The 18,907-nt window shown below is 55.9% G+C and carries 17 protein-coding genes; 13 read left to right on the forward strand and 4 right to left on the reverse strand.

Going from position 1 to position 18,907, the window contains the following annotated elements:
- Positions 1-14 precede the first annotated feature (14 nt).
- From ASD44_RS01450 to ASD44_RS01485, 8 genes are all read left to right on the forward strand, one after another.
- The gene (locus ASD44_RS01450) at positions 15-1,337 is read left to right on the forward strand and encodes a nucleotide sugar dehydrogenase (protein WP_244478702.1); all 1,323 of its coding nucleotides are present in this window, start codon (positions 15-17) and stop codon (positions 1,335-1,337) included.
- A gap of 60 nt (positions 1,338-1,397) precedes the next feature.
- A complete protein-coding gene (locus ASD44_RS01455; protein ID WP_156459737.1) occupies positions 1,398-2,834 on the forward strand; it encodes an oligosaccharide flippase family protein in 1,437 nt (478 codons plus the stop codon).
- 17 nt (positions 2,835-2,851) lie between these two features.
- The gene (locus ASD44_RS01460) at positions 2,852-3,859 is read left to right on the forward strand and encodes a hypothetical protein (protein WP_056107826.1); all 1,008 of its coding nucleotides are present in this window, start codon (positions 2,852-2,854) and stop codon (positions 3,857-3,859) included.
- Positions 3,856-5,148 (forward strand): hypothetical protein, encoded by a 1,293-nt coding sequence (locus tag ASD44_RS01465; protein ID WP_156459738.1) that lies wholly within the window; start codon positions 3,856-3,858, stop codon positions 5,146-5,148. Before ASD44_RS01460 ends, ASD44_RS01465 begins: the two co-directional genes overlap by 4 nt.
- A 1-nt stretch (position 5,149) precedes the next feature.
- Positions 5,150-6,241, forward strand: coding sequence for a glycosyltransferase (locus ASD44_RS01470; RefSeq protein WP_056107831.1), 1,092 nt, complete (start codon positions 5,150-5,152; stop codon positions 6,239-6,241).
- Positions 6,242-6,670: 429 nt separating this feature from the next.
- The gene (locus tag ASD44_RS01475) at positions 6,671-7,816 is read left to right on the forward strand and encodes an acyltransferase (protein ID WP_056107835.1); all 1,146 of its coding nucleotides are present in this window, start codon (positions 6,671-6,673) and stop codon (positions 7,814-7,816) included.
- Between the two features lie 56 nt (positions 7,817-7,872).
- Complete coding sequence (locus ASD44_RS01480; RefSeq protein WP_056107839.1) at positions 7,873-8,877, forward strand: Gfo/Idh/MocA family oxidoreductase; 1,005 nt, start codon at positions 7,873-7,875, stop codon at positions 8,875-8,877.
- Positions 8,878-8,887: 10 nt separating this feature from the next.
- Positions 8,888-9,457, forward strand: a complete 570-nt coding sequence (locus ASD44_RS01485) for an acyltransferase (protein WP_056107841.1) — start codon at positions 8,888-8,890, stop codon at positions 9,455-9,457.
- Positions 9,458-9,511: 54 nt separating this feature from the next.
- On the opposite strand, the gene ASD44_RS18845 is transcribed toward ASD44_RS01485, so the two are convergent.
- Positions 9,512-11,074 carry a DUF2793 domain-containing protein gene (locus ASD44_RS18845; RefSeq protein ID WP_056107845.1) on the reverse strand — a complete coding sequence of 521 codons (1,563 nt, stop codon included), beginning with the start codon at positions 11,072-11,074 and terminating at the stop codon, positions 9,512-9,514.
- 332 nt (positions 11,075-11,406) lie between these two features.
- On the opposite strand from ASD44_RS18845, the gene ASD44_RS01500 reads away from it, so the two are divergent.
- The 5 genes from ASD44_RS01500 to ASD44_RS01520 all read left to right on the forward strand — a co-directional run bounded on the left by ASD44_RS01500 (position 11,407) and on the right by ASD44_RS01520 (position 16,492).
- Positions 11,407-12,714 carry a glycosyltransferase gene (locus tag ASD44_RS01500; protein WP_056206692.1) on the forward strand — a complete coding sequence of 436 codons (1,308 nt, stop codon included), beginning with the start codon at positions 11,407-11,409 and terminating at the stop codon, positions 12,712-12,714.
- Between the two features lie 156 nt (positions 12,715-12,870).
- Positions 12,871-13,749, forward strand: a complete 879-nt coding sequence (locus ASD44_RS01505) for a TylF/MycF/NovP-related O-methyltransferase (RefSeq protein WP_056206697.1) — start codon at positions 12,871-12,873, stop codon at positions 13,747-13,749.
- On the forward strand, positions 13,746-14,387 hold the full coding sequence (locus ASD44_RS01510; protein WP_244478703.1) for a sugar transferase: 642 nt from the start codon (positions 13,746-13,748) through the stop codon (positions 14,385-14,387). Before ASD44_RS01505 ends, ASD44_RS01510 begins: the two co-directional genes overlap by 4 nt.
- 1 nt (position 14,388) lies before the next feature.
- Positions 14,389-15,327 carry an aldo/keto reductase gene (locus ASD44_RS01515; RefSeq protein ID WP_056107856.1) on the forward strand — a complete coding sequence of 313 codons (939 nt, stop codon included), beginning with the start codon at positions 14,389-14,391 and terminating at the stop codon, positions 15,325-15,327.
- Between the two features lie 34 nt (positions 15,328-15,361).
- Positions 15,362-16,492, forward strand: coding sequence for an acyltransferase (locus ASD44_RS01520; protein ID WP_056107859.1), 1,131 nt, complete (start codon positions 15,362-15,364; stop codon positions 16,490-16,492).
- Between the two features lie 21 nt (positions 16,493-16,513).
- Here ASD44_RS01520 and ASD44_RS01525 read toward each other — a convergent pair whose 3' ends face one another.
- From ASD44_RS01525 to ASD44_RS01535, 3 genes are all read right to left on the reverse strand, one after another.
- Positions 16,514-17,428 (reverse strand): transketolase C-terminal domain-containing protein, encoded by a 915-nt coding sequence (locus ASD44_RS01525; RefSeq protein WP_056107861.1) that lies wholly within the window; start codon positions 17,426-17,428, stop codon positions 16,514-16,516.
- A complete protein-coding gene (locus ASD44_RS01530) occupies positions 17,425-18,276 on the reverse strand; it encodes a transketolase (protein ID WP_056107864.1) in 852 nt (283 codons plus the stop codon). Before ASD44_RS01530 ends, ASD44_RS01525 begins: the two co-directional genes overlap by 4 nt.
- Before the next feature lie 220 nt (positions 18,277-18,496).
- Entirely contained in the window at positions 18,497-18,841 is a 345-nt protein-coding gene (locus ASD44_RS01535) for a VOC family protein (RefSeq protein ID WP_056107867.1), read from the reverse strand.
- Positions 18,842-18,907 lie beyond the last annotated feature (66 nt).

An 18,907-nucleotide genomic window follows, 5' to 3' on the forward strand; every position in this document is an offset into this window, starting at 1 on the left:
CTGGAGGCCGCAGCGTGAATGCTGATATCGATTTGAAGACGCGTATCCTCGGCCGGTTTGCCGCCAGGGAGGCCGTGATTGGCGTGGTTGGGCTGGGTTATGTCGGCCTGCCGCTGGTCCTGCGCTTCAGCGAGGTTGGCTATAAGGTTATCGGCTTCGACATCGACGACTCGAAGATCGAGGCTCTCGCCCAGGGCCGCAGCTATATCGAGCACATCGACGCAGCGCGGATTGCCGAGGCGAACGCCAACGGTTTCTCCGCCACCACCGATTTCGCCCAGGCATCCGATGTCGACGCGCTGATTCTCTGCGTTCCGACGCCGCTGAACAAGCACCGCGAGCCGGATCTGAGCTATGTCACCAATACCGTGGACACGCTGCTGCCGCATCTCAGAGCGGGGCAGGTCCTGTCGCTGGAAAGCACCACCTATCCCGGCACCACCGAGGAAGAGCTTCTGCCCCGCATCGCCAAGCGTGGCTTCGAGGCGGGCAAGGATTTCTTCCTGGTCTATTCGCCTGAGCGCGAAGATCCCGGCAACCCCAACTTCACCACCCGCACGATCCCGAAAGTGTGCGGCGGCCATACGCCCGCCTGTCTGGAAGTCGCCCTCGGCCTTTACGGCCAGGTGATCGACCGGCTGGTGCCCGTCAGTTCCACCCGCGCGGCGGAACTGACCAAGCTGCTGGAAAACATCCAGCGTTCGGTGAACATCGGCCTCGTCAACGAGATGAAGATCATCGCCGACAAGATGGGCATCGACATTTTCGAGGTGCTGGACGCGGCCGCGACCAAGCCGTTCGGGTTCACGCCCTATTATCCCGGCCCCGGCATTGGCGGCCACTGCATTCCGATCGACCCGTTCTATTTGACCTGGAAGGCGCGCGAATACGGCCTCAATACGCATTTCATCGAGCTCGCCGGCGAGGTGAACCGCGACATGCCGTTATGGGTGGTCGGCAAGATCACCGCCGCGCTCAACGACCGCGAGCGTTCGCTGAAGGGCAGCCGCATCCTGGCGTTGGGCATCGCCTACAAGCGCGATGTCGATGACATGCGCGAATCGCCTTCGGTCGAAGTGATGGAAATCCTGCGGGACCAGGGCGCGCACGTTGAATATTGCGACCCCAACGTTCCCGTGTTCCCGAAGATGCGCGAGCACAATTTCAAACTGAAGTCAGTCGAGCCGACGCCGGAGGTGCTGCGGTCCTACGACTGCGTCGTCCTGCTCACCGACCACACGAACCTGCCTTACGACACAATTCTGGAGCATTCCAAGCTGATCGTGGATACAAGGGGCAAGTTCCGGGAAGCGCATGAGAACGTTGTGAAGGCTTGACAGGTGGTAGGCCGACGCAACCGCCGGACTGCCTAAGTCTGCGCAGACATCGGAGATATAGTGATCGGAGTCATTCGACGCATGTTGCCGCGTGGCGGGTTCGCGCGAAATGTAGCGACGTTGACTGGTGCGACGGCGTTCGGTCAATTGACCGGTCTTTTGGCGCTCCCGATTCTGACTCGTATTTGTGGACCCCAGGAATTCGGCGCGGCTGCCGTCTATTCCGGTGTGGTGGGGCTGATCGCGGTTATAGCGATGTTGCGCTACGAGATAGCGATAACTCTGCCGCGCACCGACCGGGGTGGCTTGCACGTCGCGGTCGTGGCACTTGTCACGTTGATCGCCATATCGCTCATGGCTTCAATAGTGTCTCCTTTGATGCATGAATGGACCGGAAATGTTGCCGGTTTCTCAAACCTGGCTTTCACGGTCCTGATCGTGGCGGGGACATTGGTCACCGGCGCGTATCAAATCGCCAACTACTGGGCGATCCGGAAATCGAAATTCAGCGCGATCACGCAGACTCGCATCCAACAGGGGATTGCCGCGCCCGTCTTCCAAATAGGGTTTGGCCTTGCCGGCTTTGGTTCGCTTGGCCTTATCCTGGGTCTTATAGTCGGCCAATGTGCAGGCGTTTTGCGCCTTGCCACAAATATGATCGCGGACAACCGAAAGACGGGATTTCATATCCATCGGCGGGGAATTGCCTGGGCAATAAGACGCTACAGTCGATTTCCTCTGTATGACAGTTGGGCTGGGCTGTTGAACATGGCCGGCAGCCAAGCCCCCGTGCTGTTATTTGCGGCGTTTTTCTCGCCGAGCCTGGCAGGCTACTACGCTTTGGCGAGCAGGCTTGTGTCTGCTCCCAACACGTTGGTGGGCAAAGCCCTATCCCAAGCGTTGCTGCCCAAGATTATCGCCGCAGGCCGCAGAGGTGAAGGCGGGCCTTTGGTACTGCGGCTTATCAGCATTCTTTCCTGGCTGAGCTTTTTACCTTTTACGCTGGTTGCTCTGGCCTCTGGCGACCTCATTCCCTATGCATTTGGTGCTCAATGGGCTCCTGCGGCAAGCGTCGTCACATGGACAGCGATCGCCGCGGCCTGGCAATTTGTTGTATCTCCCCTTTCGATCGTAATGGTCGGATTGGAAGCGCTGAGGCTACATACTCTAGTACAGTTCATACTCTTTGCGGCTCGCGTCGCGGCTATCCTGACCGGCGCCTTTTTGCCTTCCGCGGATTTTGCCATCATCGGTTTCTCTTTAGCGAGTGCGCTGGGGTATGGATTGTTTCTGCTTGTCATAGGTGCAGTAACCGGGACGCGATCCAGCCTGATGTTGAAGGCAATGTTGATGCCCTTGATACTGTCGGCAGCATGTGCGCTCGCAGCCCTCTACAGCGCGGCCTATATTTCGAACATGGCGGCCTACGGTGTCATGTTCGTGTTTGGAGTTGGCTGGCTCTTATGCGTATACAAAATAACAATCAAAGGTTTGTAGATACTTTGCCCTCCGAGATGCGCAAGTCCATCCTGATTGTTGCGCCTCCGTCTTCGGCAGGCCAACCGGTGACGGAAAGAGTAGACTCTTTCGCCGAGTTCTTCCTCTGCCACGAGATAGCGTGCGAATTTTACCCGACGCCGCAAACGCCGCGGGAGCTGCTTCAACTGGTCCAGCACATTTACCGCGAGAAGTGGCGCAATGTCTTCGTGACCATGCCACCGTTCCGCAATTGGTCGCTTTGCATGCTTCCCGGCGTTCATGTCATCTTGGATATCCGGGACGGCTGGTCGATTGGCATGCGCTCGGGGTATGGAGGGACGACCAAACCACAGAAGATAAAATCTCGCATCGCGCGTATCGTCGAGCAGGTCGCAATCCGCCTATCCACGCTGACGATTACCTGTACGCCGGGTTTGCTGACGTATCACGAGACTACTATGACTAAGGGCAAGCTGGTTCTGATCGAGAACGGATTCCCCGGCCGAGAATTGGCGCGCGTGGCGGAGCTACGGTCCCGCAAAGAAGCAATGCCTCCATCACCGGGGCCGCTTGTATTCATTTGTGCAGGCAAGTTCAGTGAATATGGAATCGAGCGGTGCAAACAAGTTATTGATAAAATTAGCCAGGAATTTTCCGATAATAATTGCGTCCTAAAAATATTTAGCGTCGATCCGAAGAGAAACGACTGGATAAGAGAATATATTTCAGAAAGAAATATAAAGAATATCAATTTTGAGAGCTATAGATCAATAGAAAGATTAGATCTTTTGGAAGAAATCGTAAAATCAGACTACGGTATATCTATAGTTAGAGATCAGAACTATGAATTTGGTACAAAGGTATTTGATTACCTTGTCTGTGGTTTAAAAATACTAGATTATATTGAGAAAGATGGTGGGAGTTATGCTAAATACTTTAACCGATTCTTCTCCGAAAATTTGCGAGTTGAGGATATTCAACATTTCTCACGAGAAATGTTTATTGCCAAAAAGTCAAAAGTAATATTTGGCAAGATTTCATGATTGTCTATGTCCTTCCTGTTATTGCCTCGTTGTCTTTGCTGCTAATGCATCGACGCAGTATAAGTTTAAAGAATCCCGATTTATTACAAGTTGTATTTTTTAGAGATTACATATTATTGTGTTCATTCGGTTATATGTATTTTTCCGACATGAATAGGCGTCTCGATCATAACATTCTTAAGGATTTGATATCAGAAGATAGTTTATACAATGCCTCAATGGCAGCATTTATATTTATAATAATATTCATGATATTCTACAAGATTTTTCTGATGGCCAACAAGGCCTTATTTAGAAATGTTGAGTGGCGTATAAATTTAACGAGATTCAAGAAATTGTTGGCGTTGGTGACTGTAATTTCCTGCGCAGCGATGGTTTATTATATGTTTTATCTAGGTTCAGGCGTTGTCGCTATATTCTCTGGTTTTGTTGCCGATGACGGCAATCAAATTCGCGCTAGCCTAAATCAAGGCAATAGATTTTTCCAGGCAACTAAGATACTGGCCACTGTCTGGGTTCCAATGCTAAGCTTCTCGTGGTTCTGGCTTTTTCTAAATAGAAAGGAAAGTGTTTCTGGTATATACAGATTAATAGCTATACTATCGATAATTTTAGCTTTATTTGCCTCTATGTGGGCGCTTGAAAAATCAAAAATGGTATTTTATATTCTGGGGTTAATAGGAGTTTGGATATATTCAGGAAGACCAATAAAGGTTATTTATTGGATAATATTTATTGGAATTTCTTTGTTTTTGATATCGGTGGCTTATATACTTACATACGGCGATCGGATCGGTGACTCAAGCTACTTGTTTGATATCTTGGAGCACAGGATCATGTCGCAGTCGGTTGGATCGATTCTGGCGTTCGACCTATATCCTCACACGCTCCCGTTTAAGGGCCTTGCAGGAATATCGAACTCTTTGGCCGCAATTGTCGGCGAACGCTTTTCATCTCCTTACGCTGACATAATCGACTATATGGTGCCGGAAAACACCGATATATCTGGCGCAATGTCTTCATTCGCGGCCGGAGAGGCCTATGCCTTGTTCGGCTTTGGCGGAGTGATAGTTGCGCCCATCGTTACAGCCTTTTATTTCGGCTCTTTGGAGGCGACCAAGGGGGCGCGTGACTCAGGTGTCTTCTGGGCTCCGCTCTACGCGCTCTTCTTCTCCAATCCTTATCTGGCTAGTACAGTCTACTCATTCTTTTGGCCCATAGGATTTTTTTTCGCCATGGCGCCGTTTTTAGCCATAGCTTTGGCAACCGAACTCTCGCGAAAATTCTGAAATGAAAGTCATGCTTCTTGCAAGCGCGTCCAGCATCCATTCTGTCCGATGGGCCAACGCCCTTTCGGCGGAAGGGGTCGAGATCGTGCTCATTACGCAGCACGACCAACTAGCAGAGTTGAAACCGCAAATCAGGGTGCTGAAGCTGCCGTTTTCTGGAAATATGGGCTATTTTCGAAATGCGTCCGCCGTCCGGCAACTGCTGCACGCCGAGAGCCCGGATCTGCTGCATGCCCACTACGCGTCTGGATATGGCACGACTGCGCGTCTCAGTCGATTCAACCCCACACTTCTGTCGGTCTGGGGCAGTGACGTCTACGAGTTTCCCACGCGTTCGCCTTTGCATCGCTGGTGGCTGCGGGGCAATGTTCTGGCCGCCACGCATGTCGCCAGCACAAGTCATGCGATGGCTGCGGAACTTCGAAAAATCGCACCGGAATTGCGCGATGTCAGCATCACGCCGTTTGGCGTGGAAACTCATCGGTTCAATTCCGTTTCTTCGGATCGCCGCTCGCCGGATGCGCCGATAGTGATTGGCACGGTAAAGACGCTCGAACCTCACTATGGCATTGATGTATTGATCGACAGCGTTGCAATTCTCGTCAACGCACGCCTGCAGGACCAGCCCGAGGTTGCGGCTCGCATCCGACTGCGGATTGTCGGCGAAGGTTCGCAGCGGGAAGCGCTGCAAAGGCGGGCTCTGACGCGCGGTATTGGCGCGATCACAGAGTTTCACGGTCGTGTTCCGCACGGGAGTGTACCGGAAGAATTGTCGAAGCTGGACGTCTATGTCGCTCTGAGCCGACAGGAAAGTTTCGGTGTTGCGGTTATTGAGGCCGGCGCATGTGGTCTGCCCGTTGTCGTCTCGGACGCCGGCGGCCTGCCGGAGGTGGTGGCGGATGGTGAGAGCGGCTTCGTCGTTCCGCGCGAAAATCCGACGGCTGCCGCTGCCGCGCTGCATCGTCTCGTATTGGACGCCGACTTGCGCCGCCACATGGGATTTGCCGGCCGCCAGCGGATTGTATCACAATATGATTGGCAAGATAATGTACGCAGCATGATCAATATTTATGAGCGTCTAACTTCCAGGTGAGGCATGCCCGATGCCCGACGTCGAGACGATTGATCGAGTAGACGCAATCAGAGGGATCTCACATGAACACAATCGCCACTGTGGTCGGCAGAAGGCCGCAATTCATCAAGGTTGCCCCGGCCAGCCGAGCCCTTGCTAAACCGGCCAGATCCGGGGGATGACGTCTGCGCTCCGGGAATCGCAACCTGCCGTGATCGCGACCCATTCCAGAGGTATCCTGCAGGCGTTTTTCTACAAGGTGCCGTGTGTCATGCACCTGGAGGAATCGGTTGACCCTGGCCTGCTATCACGGGCGGGCGACCATTTTGCAGGCGGTAAGCGCGAAGGGCTTCGATGTGCGGCCAGATGGTGCTGGCAAGTCGCGACCAATGGGTTGACCGTGGCCGAGAGGCCGCGTTAAGCCACACACCGATCAATGGAAGTGATTAAATGGGCTATATTCGCGGCTTCGACGGCGTGCGAGCTATATCCGTCATTATCGTAATACTGGGTCATCTCGGTATCACCGCCCAGCTTGGCAAGATTCCAGAATGGGGCGTCTATCTGCAAAATCTCGTCGCACCAACGCGCGGGGTCGAAATCTTTTTTGTCCTATCCGGATTCCTCATCACTGGTCTGCTGATCGCGGAACATGATAACACCGGCTCAATATCGCTCAAGCGGTTTGCAGCCCGGCGTGCGCTGCGGATTCTTCCTGTTTATTTTCTGTTCTGTGCCTTAGTCATATTTTTAGACGCAGTAGGAAATGCTGGGTTAAAAATCGGTGCAGTTCCATATCTACTTACTATGATTTTTAATTTCACTCCAAATTATTTCAGAACGACCGTTGTGGGGCATGTTTGGTCGCTGGCCGTAGAGCAGCACTTTTATATATTCTGGCCATTGATATTTATATTTTTTTACAAGAGAGGTTTTTCTCTAATATATATAGCAGTTTTATTTGTTTTGGCATCCGTAGTCTACAGGTATATTGCACCCAGAAATGGTGCTTACAACTACTTCGCCTGGACATTGCCTGCCGCGTCGCCCATCGCGATCGGTTGTATAATCGCTATTGTCTTAAGGCTGAGAAGTGGCTGGTTCATCGAAATTTTTCGCAGCTGGTATTCGGTCGTCGTAGGCACCTTTTTTTATATCATTTCTGCCACGTATCCCATCCCTTTTGGCAGCGTAGAGTTGCGTGCTGTCGGGATCGGACTCTTATTGGCATGGATATTACTTAATCAGCAAAAACTCGTGGTTAGTGCCCTCGAGATTTCTCCCTTAAGGTACATAGGTAAGATTTCCTATGGCCTCTACCTATGGCACGTGTTTTTTATCGGTACCGGCTCTTATCGATTCGAAGGACAAACTTGGCCTCCGGACCAATTGACAGGGCTTGTCTTGCTAGCGGCCTTCGCACCCTTATCATGGCACGGTTTTGAACAGCCGATTCTTAAATTGAAATCGAAATATAGATCGAATAAGCGACCGGTATCACATGATGCTAAAGAAGACACTGAGCATGGGGATGAATTATTAGAAATTGCAGGGCGATCGGCGAAAGAAAAGCCTTTGATCTCTATTCCGAAATAATTCGACAAACGCGAGGAAACTCCAGGTAAAATGGGGTTTCCGATTTACGATCAAAATTGAAGAGCGAACGTTTCATGGTTTCCATTGCGCATGTCGGGCACGGCTACTGGGGCAAGAACCTTGCCCGCAATTTCCATGAGCTCGGCTATCTGGGCGCCATCGTCGATCCGGTCCCGGCCGTTGCCGAGGCGGCGGCCAAAGCATATGGCGTGCGCGCCGCCTCCTTCGGGGACGTTCTGGCCGATCCATCCATCGATGCCGTGTCCATCGCATCGCCGGCCGGCCTGCATTTCGCCCAGGCGAAGGCGGCCATGGAGGCCGGAAAGCACGTCTATGTGGAAAAGCCGGTGGCACTGGATGTAACCGAGGCGGAGGCGCTCTGCGCGCTGGCCGAACGCACGGGCAGGGTGCTGATGGTCGGCCACCTGCTGCAATACCACCCCGGCTATGTGAAGCTGCGGCGGATGGTGGAAGCTGGCGATCTCGGCAGGCTGCTCTACGTTTATTCGAACCGGCTGTCGCTGGGCAAATTCCGCAACGAGGAAAACGTCCTGTGGTCGTTCGCGCCGCACGATATTTCCATGATCCTCGGTCTCTACGGCGCCGAGCCGGCCAGCGTTTCCGCACAGGGCAACGTCTCTTTCCTGCCCGGAATTGCCGACATGGTGACGGTGCAGATGCATTTCCCCGGCGGTGGCAGCGGCCATGTCCAGGCCTCCTGGATGCACCCGTTCAAGGAGCAGCGTCTGGTCGTCATCGGCGAAAAGGCCATGGCCGTGTTCGAGGACAGCGCCCCGGCCTGGGAAGACAAGCTGCTGCTTTACCGCCACACGATCGACCAGTCCGGTGCGGTCCCGAATCCGGCAAAGGCCGATGCCGAGCGCATCGCGGTCGAGAAATCCGAACCTTTGAAGGACGAGTGCAGGCATTTCGCCGAATGCGTCGAAACCGGCAACACGCCGCGCACCGACGGCAAGGAAGGCCTCGCCGTGCTGCGGGTGCTGGACAAGGCGGAAAAGGCGCTGCGCGCCAATCTGGAATTGCAGCAACCGGCACGCTAGGAGCACGCCTATGAGCAAGAAAGCATTTGTCCACGAAAGCTCCTATGTCGATGACGGCGCGGTGCTGGGCGATGGCACCAAGGTCTGGCATTTCGCGCACATTCTTCCCGGCACCAGGGTCGGCGAGAATTGCTCGATCGGCCAGAACGTCATGATCGGACCCGATGTCACGGTCGGCAACAATTGCAAGATCCAGAACAACGTCGCGCTCTACAAAGGCGTGGAGCTTGAGGATGGCGTGTTCTGCGGCCCATCCTGCGTTTTCACCAACGTGCTCAATCCCCGCGCCGAAGTGGAACGCAAGGATGAGTTTCGCCCGACGCGCGTGCGCCGCGGCGCGACGATCGGCGCCAATGCGACGATCGTCTGCGGCAATGAGCTCGGCGAATACTGCCTGATCGCCGCTGGCGCGGTCGTCACCAGGACCGTGCCTGCCTTTGCCCTGATGGCCGGCGTTCCGGCGCGGCGCATCGGCTGGGTATCGAAGGCCGGCGAAATCCTCGACGAAACGCTGGTCTGCCCGCGCAGCGGGGAACGCTATGAGCGCAGCGGCGAGGCGCTGCGTCTCGTCGCTGGCTGATGCGGCCGGCCGGGAAACCGTTCGGCATCGTTTGGATGGCTTCGGGGTGCCTGTTCAGAAATAGGTGACGACCGTCACCTGGCCTGACGCCCCGGTGCCGCCATCGCCGCCATTGCCCGCCTGCGAAGCGCCGCCGCCGCCGCCGCCCTGACCGGGCAGAATGCCGTTGCCGCCATTCCCGCCGTCGCCGGAAGTTGAGGATGCGCCGCCGCCGCCATTGCTTCCCGCGCCGCCGGGCGCCGCGCCGCCGATACCGGTGGAGCCAGCAACTCCCGTCGTGAATGGCGTCAGCACGCCGGCACCGGCGAGGGCCGTGTTGGCCGTCGAGAATCCGCCTCCGGCGCCACCGCCCGGGCCGGCCAGCCCGGCACCGCCACCGCCGCCCGCGCCGGTCACCTGATGCGAGGACGCGCCGCCGCCGCCGCCGAAATCGTTCACCTGGTAGAGGCCGTTGCTGCCGCTGGTGGCGCCGGCCATGCCGCCGCCAATGCCGGCCGCGCCGGCGGTTGCGCCATTGGCGTTGCCTCCTGCCTGGTTGCGTCCCGCGCCGCCGCCCCCGCCGCTGGCGCGGCCGCCGCCGCCGCCGCCGCCGCCGCCGCCGCCGTGCGCCGCCACATAGGCGCTCGCGAGCGAGGCGCCGAAGATGGTGTCGCCGCCGGGTCCCGACCCGTTGCCGCCGTCGCCAGTCGAAGTGGCGCCTGCGCCCCCCGCGCCGCCGGCTCCTATGATCACCGAGACGGTTGCAGGCAGTGCGCTGGCATTGAACATGGAGATGATCCGCGTACCGCCGCCACCGCCGCCGCCGCCGGATGCGGCGCTGGAGGCCGCAACCTTGGGTCCGCCGCCGCCACCGCCGCCGCCGCCGATGCAGGTGACCTGAACGAGCTTGGCGTTGGCGGGTTTGGTCCAGGTGCCGGCCGCGGCGAAGGTCTGGATATCAACGGTCGCCGCCAGACCGGAGGCCTGCACGTGGCCGGTCGACCTGTCCACCACCATGGCTGAATTCCACGTCGATCCGTCGGCCGAAACCTTCAATGTCAGATCGTCATTGCCGAGGAGGCCCAACTCCGCCCTGCCGCCGAAGCCGGATTGCAGCAGAATCGACAGGATGTTCCCGGAGCCCTCCTTGTTGAGCGTGTAGCGGAGGTCGCCCGTGCCGCCCTCGGCGGCGCTCAATGCGGTCCACAGGGCCTTGTTGATTTTTGCCGAGAACGGATTGGTGGAGTCTGCGGTTGTTCCCACCCCGAACAAACTCAGGTTCTGCAGTGTTTCGATCGTCTCGGAGACTGGTTTCCAAGCCGAACCGGTCCAACACACGAAAGCGACTTCGTCGGCGAGGAAACAATGCCAGCCGGCACGGGGTTGCAGAAAGCTCCAGCCGCCGTCGCGAAAAACCGCAATGTTGCCAGCCTGACCTACCCAGTCGCCGGTCGGTGTCGCCGCCACGATATAGCGGTCGCCATCGCCGGGGGTGGCTGGCGGGGTTGCGATATCCTTGTCCAGCACGGCGATCTGCACCAGCGCGTCGAGGAGGTCCAGCGCTTCATTGTGCGTCACGTGCTTCTGCGCCTGGCTCGGCATCAGGTAGGGGAGGGAGAGGTTGGGCGTGTTTTCCATGAGCTGTCCTTTTGCGGCGGTTAACCGGCAAGGATAGGCTCGCGCCCGATGGTGTGGACAAAGAGCGGCCTAGATTAAGGATGGATGCTGTGTTTCCGGCACCGCAGCAGCCTTCGACGGGTGCGACCCGATCAAGCTGGCTTCGCCGGACAGATGATGCTATCCGTCCGGCCGTTCGAATCTAGGGATCAGAATGCAGTTCCTGCAAAACCTGTCGCCAGTCGCGTTCGGCTGCGATCCTCTTGGCGGTCACAATTGGGGCAAGGTGGCCTATTAAGTCATCCGCCGCGCTCGGCGTTTCTCACCCACCTGTTCGCTGATAGGAAATCGATTTGCGTATCTGGATCGTCAAGTATGGCGAAAGCGTTCCGTTTTTGCCGGATTCAGTCGGCAGTCATCTTTTCCGTTCGGGTGAATTGGCGCGCCGCCTCGTAGAGCGTGGGCATGAAGTCGTCTGGTGGACGGGCCAGTTCGAACACCCGACCAAGCTGTACCACCGCATTCCAGGAAATGAGGTGCCGATACCCGGCTCGGAAAATTCCAAAGTCGTTCTGCTCTATTCGCCGGGCTATTCGTCCAACATTTCCCTGATGCGCTTCTACGATCATTGGCGGATTGGCCGCAGCTTTCGGGAAGCGGCGGTCAAGGAGCCGGTGCCGGATATAATTGTCGCCAGTATGCCCACGCCGGAATTGGTGAGGGCCTCAAGTGACTATGCTGATCGGCACGGCGTCCCGCTGATGGTCGACGTTCGCGATCTTTGGCCGGACGTGATCGCAGACCGGTTGGAGAAGAAGTTCGGGTTTGCACCCAAGTGGCTGCTTTATCCTTATGAGCGGGATGTGAAACATTCTCTTTCACATGCCGACAGCGTGACTGCGATTACGCAGGGCTGCCTCGAATGGGCGCAATCGAAGGGTAGTCGAACGGATGCTCAAGCGGACCACGATAGGGTCTTTCGTCTCGCATCCAGGGCGATTTCCCGTAACCAGACGCGCTGGCAGGAGATCGAGACGGCTTGGAAGGTCAGGGGATTCGACCCGAATTCCGGCAAGACAATATTCGCGTGGGCGGGGTCGTTGACCAATCAGCAGGCGACACGCGCACTGGTTCAAGCCCAGACCCTGCTGTCCAAAGAAGTCCGCGACCGGATTCAGGTTGTCATTTGTGGACGGGGCGATCTGCAAAACCAAATTCTTTCCGTCAAACAAGCATGCGAGCACATGATCTATGCTGGTTTCGTGCCTCGCGATGAGGTGCAATTCTTGTATGACAACAGTCACTATGGACTACTCTGTTACGATAACACTCCGGATTTCCAAGCCAGTTTTCCCAACAAGTTTGGGGAATATCTCATGAGCGGCCTCTCGGTCGTTACGACGATCAATGGCGTGATGCAGCAAGAGTACGGTGACCAGGGCTTTATCGACACAGTCGCCTCGACCCCCCACGGTATCGCCGAAGCGCTTACCCGATTGGCTGACCTGAAGCCGGGTGAACCAATACGAGCCCGAGCGCGGGCCGTGTTTCAAAAAGACTTCGATGCCGATATCGTCTATGAGGCGTTTTGCGACCACATAGAAGAAAGAGTCCGCGCCGGTTCTGCCGCCGTCGAAAAAAAAGACACACTTGCGGGATAGCGGATATCCGCGATGAGGCGATCCACCTTGGCAGCGCTGGAAACGCTATCCAGCTTCTGCTAATGGACCGGCTGATCCAACAACGAACCGAGACGAGCTCTTCGAGCTCATGCCGATTCAGTGCGCCTCGAGCGCCACCTCCTGGAGGACAAACCAATGTCGGAACAGCATACTTTGGATGGCGTCAACAGGATTGAATACCGCCCAGGGCTGGTTGGGCGATTTGCCCGGATCTTGATCCCGTTCCTGCAGCGAACTTTGCCAAGCGGCCTCTACCGCGTCACATATGATGCGCTTTACAATGGTTACAAATGGACCCTGCGCCAGAGCTATCTGTTGCGCTATGCGGCAGCGCATGTCGTGGGGAGCCGTGAAGACAAGCTAAGAACGTCGCTGACCCGCAGGCTGTTGCCGTACAGCATGGGGGGAAAAAAGGCTCTCGAAAATGCTTTCGAACTGACTGCGAAAGCAGAACGGAACAATATTCCTGGAAGTCTGGTCGAATGTGGTGTTGCCGAGGGCGGAACTGCGGCGATGATCGCGCTGACCAGCCGCGAACTGGGAAAGACTGTTCGTCCGAAATGGTTTTTTGATTCGTATGAGGGCCTGCCCGAACCAACAGCCGAAGATTATGAGGGCGGAAAGGTTGGGAATTTCATCAGGCCGCTTCCTAAGGGGGCCTGCCTGGGCACGATCGAACAGGTGGGCGAGCTTATGTTCGATACTCTTAAGTTCCCGAAGGACGAAGTGACGCTGGTCAAAGGCTGGTTCCAGGATACCGTCCCGGTCAAGCGCGATGCCGTGGGCCAGATCGCCGTACTGCGGCTGGATGGTGACTGGTATGAATCCACGAAGGTGCCTCTGGAGAATTTCTACGACAACGTTTCTCCCGGTGGCTATGTGATCATTGATGATTACGCGACGTGCTTTGGCTCACGCAAAGCCGTTGACGAATTCTTTGCCGAACGAAACATAAAGGCGCAGCTGTTTGAAGATGGTCGAGGCGGCGTTTGGTTCGAAAAGCCCTCGCTTTGACCGCGCTTGCCGAAGTGACGGAATTTCATCCAAACAGAGGATACGAGATAATAAAGCGGCTGTTCGATATCAGCGCCGCGGTCCTTGGGATCGTGTTGCTCTCGCCCGTACTTTTGACAATGGCGGTCGCGGTCAAACTGTCTTCCCCTGGTCCGATCCTTTACCGAGGCACACGAGCGGGTCGCTTGGGCGTTCCGTTCCAGATTATGAAATTTCGATCGATGTATGTCGGATCGGATCGTGGCGCTGGCACCACCAGTCGGGATGACCCGCGAGTGACACCAGTCGGGAAAATCTTGCGCAAGTTCAAGCTTGATGAATTACCCCAACTTTTCAATGTGCTGCTCGGCGACATGAGTGTCGTTGGCCCAAGACCGGAACTGCTCAGATATACCGAGCAATACACCGGCGACGAGAAGCTCATATTGGCGGTGAGGCCAGGAATTACGGATTTTTCTTCCATCCAGTTTTCGAACCTGAATGAGCTTATAGGGGACGAAGATCCGGACCGGGAATTTGAGACGAAGGTGCTGGCGGCCAAAAATAAGCTGCGGATCAAATATGTAAGGGAGAGAGGTTTTCTGCTCGATTTGCAGCTGATTGCCCAAACCCTCCTGCGCGTTGCGAGACTACGTTGAAATGAAGCCGTTCAACTGGAACGGTTTACCGATAAGCCGCATCGCTATGGGCTGTGAACCCTTGGGGGGAACGGACTGGGGCGTTGTCGACCTCTCGCTGGTCAGGCGAGCTGTAGCGGCAGCGCTTGATGTTGGCGTGACCGTATTTGACACCGCTGATGTCTATGGCTTGGGTCGGAGCGAAGAAGAGCTCTCAGCCGCCTTGGGCGTGCGTCGAAAGGATGCCTTCATAATCACCAAATTCGGCGTCAGGTGGGAGAACGAATCGGCAGGGGGAAGGGCAAGAACGTTCAAAGACTCATCGCCTTCATACCTGGCGAAGGCGCTGGAAGGCAGCCTTAAGCGTCTGCGAATTGACGCCATTCCACTCTATCTGGTCCATTGGCCCGACCAGGCCACTCCAATTGACGACACGCTCGCTGCTCTTGAAGACGCGCGGCAATCAGGCAAAATCCTGAACTTCGGTCTATCCAATTTCGATGCGAATACCGTGAGCGCTGCAAGTAGCCGCAATATTTCCGCGCTTGAAGGACCGTACAGCCTGCTTCGTCAGGATGGCGCAGAAACAGCTTTCAAGGCAGCCAGGGAAGCCGGTCTTGCCTGTGTTGCCTATGGTCCGCTCGCTCAAGGGCTGTTGACCGGAAAATACGCCAAAAGCTCCAGGTTCGAGAGCAACGATCGCCGCAATAGACTGGCGCAATTCGATCCCGGCCAATGGGAAGCCAATGCTCGGATTCTGGCGAGATTGGAAGAGGTCGCCCGCCAGCGTGAGAAAAAGATCGCTGAAGTGGCCGTTCGTTGGGTTCTCGATAGTGGGTTGGTCGACATCGCGGTGGTTGGGGCTAAGTCGCCGGAACAGATGATCGAAAACGCCGGCGTTCTCAACTGGACACTTACCGACGAAGAAGTCGCGGACCTTTCCCAAAGCCTCGGTTCATAGTTCCCTCTTCAATTGGCATCTGTACTGAGAAAAGATGATTTCACCTGACCGGCGGCGCGGGATACCTGAACTGGATGCGGTACGCGGAATCGCTGCCGCGACCGTCGCGTTGTGGCATTGGATATCCATGGCGAATTTGCCATATCCATCCTTCAAGTCGGCGCACGCTGCTCTTTCCACCGGCTCGGAACTGGCGGTCACGATTTTCTTCGTTCTCTCGGGAATGGTCCTGACCCTGTCTATCCGCAACGCAAAAGGCGGAGGGGACGGAATTATAATTCTATCGTATTTCGTCCGGCGGATATTCAGAATATTTCCGCTTCTGATCGTAGTCGTGTCATTTGCATTCGTTGAAATGTACGCACTGAGATCAACTATGCAGATTGATATAAAGTGGATAAGATATAGTGAATTTACATTTATGGAATGGCTTAAAAATATCGTTTTGTTGACAACAAGTTTCAATCCTCCAGGATGGACTTTAAGAATTGAAATTGTCGGATATATAATTATTCCATTTATAGTTTTCACTTTGTCAAAGTCGATTGCTAAATCAATTATTTATGGGTCTCTATTTGTGGTTTTGTCTATACTGGTCGTTAAAACGGGATGGTGGATTCGGTGGTCCTCCTTTCGTCAGCTCATGCCAATGTTTATCCCGGGAATATTCTTAGGTTTTATTGTAAATACGCCGGATTTCAAAAATTCGAACGCGCTCCCTTTCTTGATAATTGGAATTGTCGGGATAGGAATTCTGACCAGGGTGCAAACCGCTCAATATGACCTGACCTTCCTGGTATCGACCTGCTGCGCCTGCCTTGTCGTCTGGGCCATACTCGACCGGGGTCCGTTCCATCGCTTCATCAACTCGCCCGCGCTGCGCTGGCTGGGCGATATCAGCTACGGAACGTTTTTGTGGCATTACCCCCTGCTTTGGTGCTGGTTCTATATCTTTGGCAGCTATGTGGGCACGACGAACCTATGGATATGGCTGGCGGCAGGCGCTGTCGGGCTCCCGCTGACCCTCCTCTTTTCTCAATTCACTTTCCGTTACGTGGAAAGGCCGATGATGGAATTTGCGTCGCGGCTGACGCGCCAGTTCAAGGGTAAGGATGCCCCACGCACTGACGCGTCTGCGGTCGTCGAATCAGCATCCGTGCCTTGAACGGGTGGGTTTGCAGGCGTCTTAGCTCAGCAGGAGCTTCGCGGCCGCATATATTGCCTCGGAATCGACGCCGTATTTTTGTCGAAGATAATCCTGATCCCCGACGATCGAGGAATACACACCGGGCAGACCCACGCGTTTGAACGATACCCTGGCGGACGATTCCGCGAGGATTTCAGCCACCGCGCCACCGAGGCCGCCGTGGATGGTGTTTTCTTCCACGGTGACAATCGCGCGGTGCTCTCCGGCAACCTGAAGGACAAGCGCCTCGTCAAGCGGGCTCAGCGTATGCATGCTGACGACCGAGCATGAGACGCCCTCATCGGCCAGCCGATCCGCAGCCTTCATGGCCTCTGAAACGATTCCGCCCGATCCGATAAGACAAACGTCGCGGCCCTGGCGCAGGCGTCTGGCACTACCGATGGTGAAGGCGCCGGCGTCTTTCGTCGCGATAGGCACATCCTTTTCGATGCGCAGGTAACCAACGCCTGGTCTTGCCGCCAACGCCCGCGTCGCTTCAGCTGACTCGTAGGCATCGCAGGGCGCGACCACCGTAACACCGGGAAGCGCACGCAGGATCGATAAATCTTCAGTCGCATGATGCGACATGCCGAGCGCGCCATAGGTGAACCCGCCGCCCGAGGCGACCACGTTCACGTTGACCTCGTGATAGGCGGCGTCGTTTCTAATCTGTTCGAGGCAGCGCAGCGTGGAGAAATTGCCGATCGAGTAGGCGAACACTGTCCAGCCTTCGAGGCCCATGCCGGTGGCCGTGCCGATCATGCTCTGTTCGGCGACGCCGACATTGATGAACCGGCCGGGAAACTCTTCGACGATCTTGTTGAAAATGCCGAAGCCCAAATCCGCCGTGATCAGCGCGACCTTGTCGTCGTGCCGCATCAGATCGATGACCGTGTTGACGAAACTGTCTCTCATGAGGCTGGGATCTTCGCCTTCAATTCCGCAACGGCATTTTCATATTCTTCGCCTTGCGCTGTGCGATAATGCCAAAGAACCTTGTTTTCCATGAAGCTCACACCCTTGCCCTTCGTGGTGTGGGCCAGGACAACGGTTGGTTTGCCTGCCACTTTACTCTCCGGACTGAACGCTTCCCGCAGCGAAGAATGATCGTGGCCATCGACTTCGTGGACGGTCCAGCCGAAGGCGGTAAGCTTGGCGTTGAAGGGCTCAAGCGCCAGCGTGTCCTGGACGCTGGCGAGTGACTGAAGCTTGTTGTAGTCGATGACCGCCACGAGGTTGTCGAGCCGGCGGTGGCTTGCGAGAAGCAGCGCCTCCCACACGGAACCCTCGTCGCATTCGCCATCGCTCATCAACACGAAAACCCTGTGCTTTTCGCCTTTAAGCTTGGCGGACAGCGCCATGCCCGCCCCTACGGACAATCCGTGTCCGAGCGAACCGGTTGACAGTTCGACGCCGGGAACACCCTTGTGAGATATGTGCCCGGAGAGAACCGAACCGTTCTGGTAGTGGTTCTTGAGATAATCGACGGCCATGAAACCGCATTCGGCCAAGGTCGCATAGAGCGCCGCGCCACTATGACCCTTGCTCAGAATGAAACGGTCGCGATTCTGCCGTTTCGGGTCATCTGAAGAGACATCGAGTACATCCGCATAGAGCACCGCCAGGATGTCCGCGATGGAGAACGCGGATCCTACATGCGAGCTTCTACCGAGATGCGTCATCTGCAAGGCATGAAGCCGGACATAGGCAGCAAGCTGCTCACTGGTGGCCCAGGCACGGTTCGGCAAATCTTGAATGGGCATGCCCTTTCCGAGCTCACTCAGAAGGAGTGCAGGAGAACGCTGGTCGATTTCACAGGGGACCTAGCTCGAAAACGGAGGGTTGTAAACCTCGTCAAACCAGATCAGCAACCCGGTTTCGGCCGCGGGAAGGATCACTGATATGCGGTGATATCAACGACTTAGTGCGATATGCACGAATCTGAAAATAGTTGTTTTTCAGGTTGTTACAGGAATTTATCGCTCACTCTCCCCAAACCGCCAATTCATTGCCGGCCGGATCGAGGAAATGGAACCGCCTGCCGCCTGGAAACGAGAAGATCGGCTTGGCGATTTTTCCGCCGGCGCCTTCCACCGCTGCAAGGGTGGCTTCCAGATCTTCCGAATAGAGGACCGGCAGCGGCTTGTCGCTGGCTTCCGCCGCATCGGCCTGGAAGCCGCCCTCCAATCCTTCGTCAAAGCCGGAATAGGTCGGCCCGTAATCGGTGAAGGACCAGGCGAAGGCGGCGCTGTAGAACGCCTTCACGCTATCCAGCCTGCCGTGGGTGGCCGGCATTTCGAAGAAATCGAGCTTGCCCGTCTGTTTCATGTCACACCTTTTTGTTCCGCATTTGTTCTATATCGATGCACGACTCGGCGCAACAATTTCTTCCGC

Origin of the sequence: Mesorhizobium sp. Root554, assembly GCF_001427025.1 — a bacterium.
Lineage (GTDB): Bacteria > Pseudomonadota > Alphaproteobacteria > Rhizobiales > Rhizobiaceae > Mesorhizobium.